Here is a 3,945-nt window from a genome sequence, read left to right on the forward strand (position 1 = left end):
TATTAGGAATCAGGCCACTTTTCATGGCCTGGATTTCAGCCTCAACCTTGACTGACCAAGCCACTGCTTCTGCCTTGGTGCGAAATGTTGCGGAACGTGATACACCTGACTTGCGCACCTTCACGCGCCAGGTACCTTCCCTACGCTCGAATGTAGCCATTTTCCGGGACACTCCATGGGACAAGTGTGGGACAGAGAGAACGCGGAAATGGTCGTGCAAAAGGGAATAACAGCGTAGTGTCTTTTAGGACAGGTAGCTGGAAAGCTATAACTGGCGGGATATAAAGAAAAACGAGGGACTACAGGGATAAACTAAAAACAACTGATGGTGCGAGCGGAGAGACTCGAACTCTCACGCCTTGCGGCGCTGGAACCTAAATCCAGTGCGTCTACCAATTCCGCCACGCTCGCACAATTGGGCAACGAAAGTATCGCCACCCGAAAGGAGGCCGAACTATACCGCAGGACGACCTATCTTTCAAGACATTCAGGATGAACCAAACGCATGGTTTCGTGTCAGAATGCTGGCACATCGCCTTACGAGCACACACTGACGCTGTATAAACACACAAAGGGAGCGCAGCATGCAACCAGATCTGCACAACACCTACCAGGCCAACACCGCCAGCCTGGCGCGAAACAAAATTCTACGCAACACCTACGGCCTGTTGGGTCTTTCGATGATCCCAACTGTCATGGGCGCATTGATTGGCACCCACTTGAATTTTGCCTTCATGGCAGCCAGCCCTATCATGGGCATGATAGCCATCATGGCAGTACTTTACGGCCTGGTTTTTGCGATTGAAAAAAATCGCAATAATTCACTTGGTGTTTTCCTGATGCTGGGCTTCACCTTCATGATGGGCTTGCTGCTGGGACCTTTGCTGCAATTTGCCCTGCGCTTCAGCAACGGCGGCCAACTCATTATGACCGCCGGCGCGGCAACTGCTCTGGTTTTCATTGTCATGGCAGGCATTGCCAGCACCACCAAGCGTGACTTGTCTGCGCTGGGCAACTTCCTGACCGCCGGAGCTATCGTGTTGATGGTGGCTGTTGTTGCCAACATTTTCTTGCAAATGCCTGGTGTTCAACTGGCGATTGCTGCAGCCTTTGCCCTGTTCAGTTCGCTGATGATCCTGTGGCAAGTCAAAGTCGTCGTGGATGGTGGCGAGTCCAGCTATGTCTCTGCCGCACTGTCCATCTACATCAGCATTTACAATCTATTCACCAGCCTGCTGCAGCTGCTGCTGGCTTTCAGCGGTGACCGGGATTAATCATTACTGACTAACAAAAAGCGCCTTGTTCAAGGCGCTTTTTTCATTTCTGGCAACCAGTCCGGCCAAAAGCCGCTGGCATCTGAACAATCACTCGCCACCGCTACACCAGGCACTGCCAATAACTTGCCTTCTGCTGAACAAAGCAGCGGCCACTGCTTACGTAAAAGTGGCGGCATCCCAGCCTCTTGCAACAGCTTGCGCACTTCTTTGCGGCCATATGGTTGCATCAGCAATTCTCCACCCACACGGGGACGCAAGGTCAAACCACCGGCAATGACATCCATTGATAACCCACCACCTGCTCTCCAGCGCAAACCCCCAGCCCATTCCGGCGAGTAGGTGGTGTCTTGTGGTGAGACCGCATCCAGCTTGATTGGGGTATTCGGCACATTTACCAGCAGGGTGACCACATGCAAGGACTGTCGATAGCGCAACACCACCCTCCCATCCAGCTGCAAAGTAGGCTGACTTTCATTACCCGACTCGCGCAATTGACGCAAGAATTCTTGCAACCGATTCGGGGCAATACCTTGCACACCCCACTGCTGCAACCACGCCAGCATGACAAAGCCCTGCCTCACTTCGGACAAGGCCAGTAGCGGTATCACACCCAATCCATCTTCCGCGAGACAAACTGATAAATCGCTTGCGATTACTTCATCCAGCAGTTGCGAAGCCTGCGCCATGTGCCAGGCAGAGCGGGCGATATGCCGTCGATAAGCAGGGATATGCTGCTGCAGCAAGGGCATGACACGATGGCGAATCATGTTACGGCGATAAGCCAGATCGTCATTACTGTCATCCTCGACCCAGCTTAATGCATGCTCACCGGCATAGTGCTCCAATTGCAGGCGGGTAAATTGCAATAAAGGACGCCACAACGGCCTGCCAGCCAGCTGCCGCAGTACCGGCATGCCCGCCAAGGCTCTTACTCCACCACCACGCAACAGCTGCAGCAGTACGGTTTCTGCCTGATCATCAAGATGCTGCGCCAGCACCACCACATCGGCCTTTGTTTGCTGATAGGCCTCATAGCGTAACTGTCTGGCGCAAGCCTCAACTCCCTGCGGGGCGTTGCGGTCAACCTGCACACGAACAACGCGTAGTGGAATGTCCCACGTGGTGCAAACCTGCTGACAATGCTGCACCCAGGCTTCTGCAGCCGGATTGAGTCCGTGGTGAACATGCACGGCAGACACCTGCAGACCTGGCCGGTGTGCTCGGGCGCGCGCAAGCAGCGAGAGCAGCACCACGGAGTCCAACCCACCGCTGAGGCCAAGCTCAAAAGCACAAAGGCCGGACAATTCGTCCGGCCAGTTGGCTAATACATGTTCAAGCAGATCAGGCTGCATCTTCCTTGAAGCGTCCATAGCTCATCAAACGATCAAAGCGCTCCTTCAACAGCGCATCAATCGGTCGATTGGCAAAGTCCTTCAATTGCTCCTGAATGACGCGCTTCATGGCATTCATCATTTGCGCATGATCGCGATGCGCACCGCCCGTGGGTTCATTGATAACGCGATCAATCAGCCCCAGCGTTTTAAGACGGCTGGCCGTAATGCCCAGCGCTTCAGCGGCTTCCGATGCACGCTCGGCAGTTTTCCACAGAATGGAAGCACAGCCTTCCGGCGAAATCACCGAGTAGGTCGAGTACTGCAACATATTGACCTGATCGCCCACAGCGATGGCCAATGCACCACCAGAACCACCCTCACCGATAACGGTACAGATGATGGGCACACGCAGGCGCGTCATCTCGTAGAGGTTGCGACCAATCGCTTCGGACTGGCCACGCTCTTCCGCACCAATCCCCGGATACGCACCCGGCGTATCAATGAAAGTGATGATGGGAATGCCAAACTTTTCGGCCAGCTTCATCAGGCGCAATGCCTTGCGATACCCTTCCGGGCGCGGCATACCGAAATTGCGATAAATCTTTTCCTTGGTATCGCGGCCCTTCTGATGACCGATTACCATGACTGGCTGGCCATTGAAACGGGCCAGGCCACCCACGATTGCCGGATCATCTGCAAACGCGCGATCACCATGCAACTCTTCAAAGTCCGTGAAGATGCTGCGCAGGTAATCCAGCGTGTACGGGCGCTGCGGGTGACGCGCCACTTGCGAGATCTGCGAGGGGGACAGTTTGGCATATAGAGTCTTGGTCAGTTCCAGACTCTTCTTTTGCAGGCGTGCGATTTCTTCGGAGATATCCAGTACGGAATCATCCTGTACGAATCGCAGCTCTTCTATCTTGTTCTCGAGCTCGGCGATAGGCTGCTCAAAATCGAGAAAGGTCGGCTTCATTATGCACATCATCCGATTAAGCGAATCGGGCAATCATACATGACAGCAAAAGAATCCGTCACGCCCCTGTCTGACAAAATTCAGTCTGCATATAATGCAAATCCGCTTATTCCGCCATTTACGCAAAAAAGTGAAACCAACCCCTTGCGCGGACTTTTAGCCTGTGCTTTAATTCGCCTCCTCGCTGAGACGCAAACGCAGACAGCGAAAAGATTTCAGGGCGTTTAGCTCAGTTGGTAGAGCGTCTGCCTTACAAGCAGAATGTCGGCGGTTCGACTCCGTCAACGCCCACCAGGTTTGGAGTGGTAGTTCAGTTGGTTAGAATACCGGCCTGTCACGCCGGGGGTCGCGGGTTCGAGTC

General features: G+C 54.0%; 3 protein-coding genes and 2 tRNA genes. 2 read left to right on the plus strand and 3 right to left on the minus strand.

Annotated elements, in window-relative coordinates; genetic code table 11:
* Window positions 1-326: 326 nt before the first annotated feature.
* Window positions 327-411, minus strand: a tRNA-Leu gene (locus HWX34_RS00005).
* 173 nt (window positions 412-584) lie between these two features.
* On the opposite strand from HWX34_RS00005, the gene HWX34_RS00010 reads away from it, so the two are divergent.
* Complete coding sequence (locus tag HWX34_RS00010) at window positions 585-1,274, plus strand: Bax inhibitor-1 family protein (protein ID WP_178970398.1); 690 nt, start codon at window positions 585-587, stop codon at window positions 1,272-1,274.
* Between the two features lie 29 nt (window positions 1,275-1,303).
* On the opposite strand, the gene tilS is transcribed toward HWX34_RS00010, so the two are convergent.
* Together tilS and HWX34_RS00020 are read right to left on the minus strand one after the other, a co-directional pair.
* The gene (tilS, locus tag HWX34_RS00015) at window positions 1,304-2,647 is read right to left on the minus strand and encodes a tRNA lysidine(34) synthetase TilS (RefSeq protein WP_370459603.1); all 1,344 of its coding nucleotides are present in this window, start codon (window positions 2,645-2,647) and stop codon (window positions 1,304-1,306) included.
* Entirely contained in the window at window positions 2,619-3,584 is a 966-nt protein-coding gene (locus tag HWX34_RS00020) for an acetyl-CoA carboxylase carboxyltransferase subunit alpha (protein WP_178970400.1), read from the minus strand. The genes tilS and HWX34_RS00020 overlap by 29 nt, the downstream gene beginning before the upstream one ends.
* A 218-nt stretch (window positions 3,585-3,802) precedes the next feature.
* On the opposite strand from HWX34_RS00020, the gene HWX34_RS00025 reads away from it, so the two are divergent.
* Window positions 3,803-3,878 (plus strand) — tRNA-Val (locus HWX34_RS00025).
* The last annotated feature ends 67 nt before the right edge of the window (window positions 3,879-3,945 follow it).

Origin of the sequence: Aquitalea sp. LB_tupeE (assembly GCF_013391415.1) — a bacterium.
GTDB lineage: Bacteria > Pseudomonadota > Gammaproteobacteria > Burkholderiales > Chromobacteriaceae > Aquitalea.

What these genes read in the sequence shown, in the direction of transcription:
- HWX34_RS00010 (WP_178970398.1), top strand. Translation starts at nt 585, where the DNA reads ATGCAACCAGATCTGCACAACACCTACCAGGCCAACACCGCCAGCCTG.
- tilS (WP_370459603.1), bottom strand. Translation starts at nt 2,647, where the DNA reads ATGGACGCTTCAAGGAAGATGCAGCCTGATCTGCTTGAACATGTATTA.
- HWX34_RS00020 (WP_178970400.1), bottom strand. Translation starts at nt 3,584, where the DNA reads ATGAAGCCGACCTTTCTCGATTTTGAGCAGCCTATCGCCGAGCTCGAG.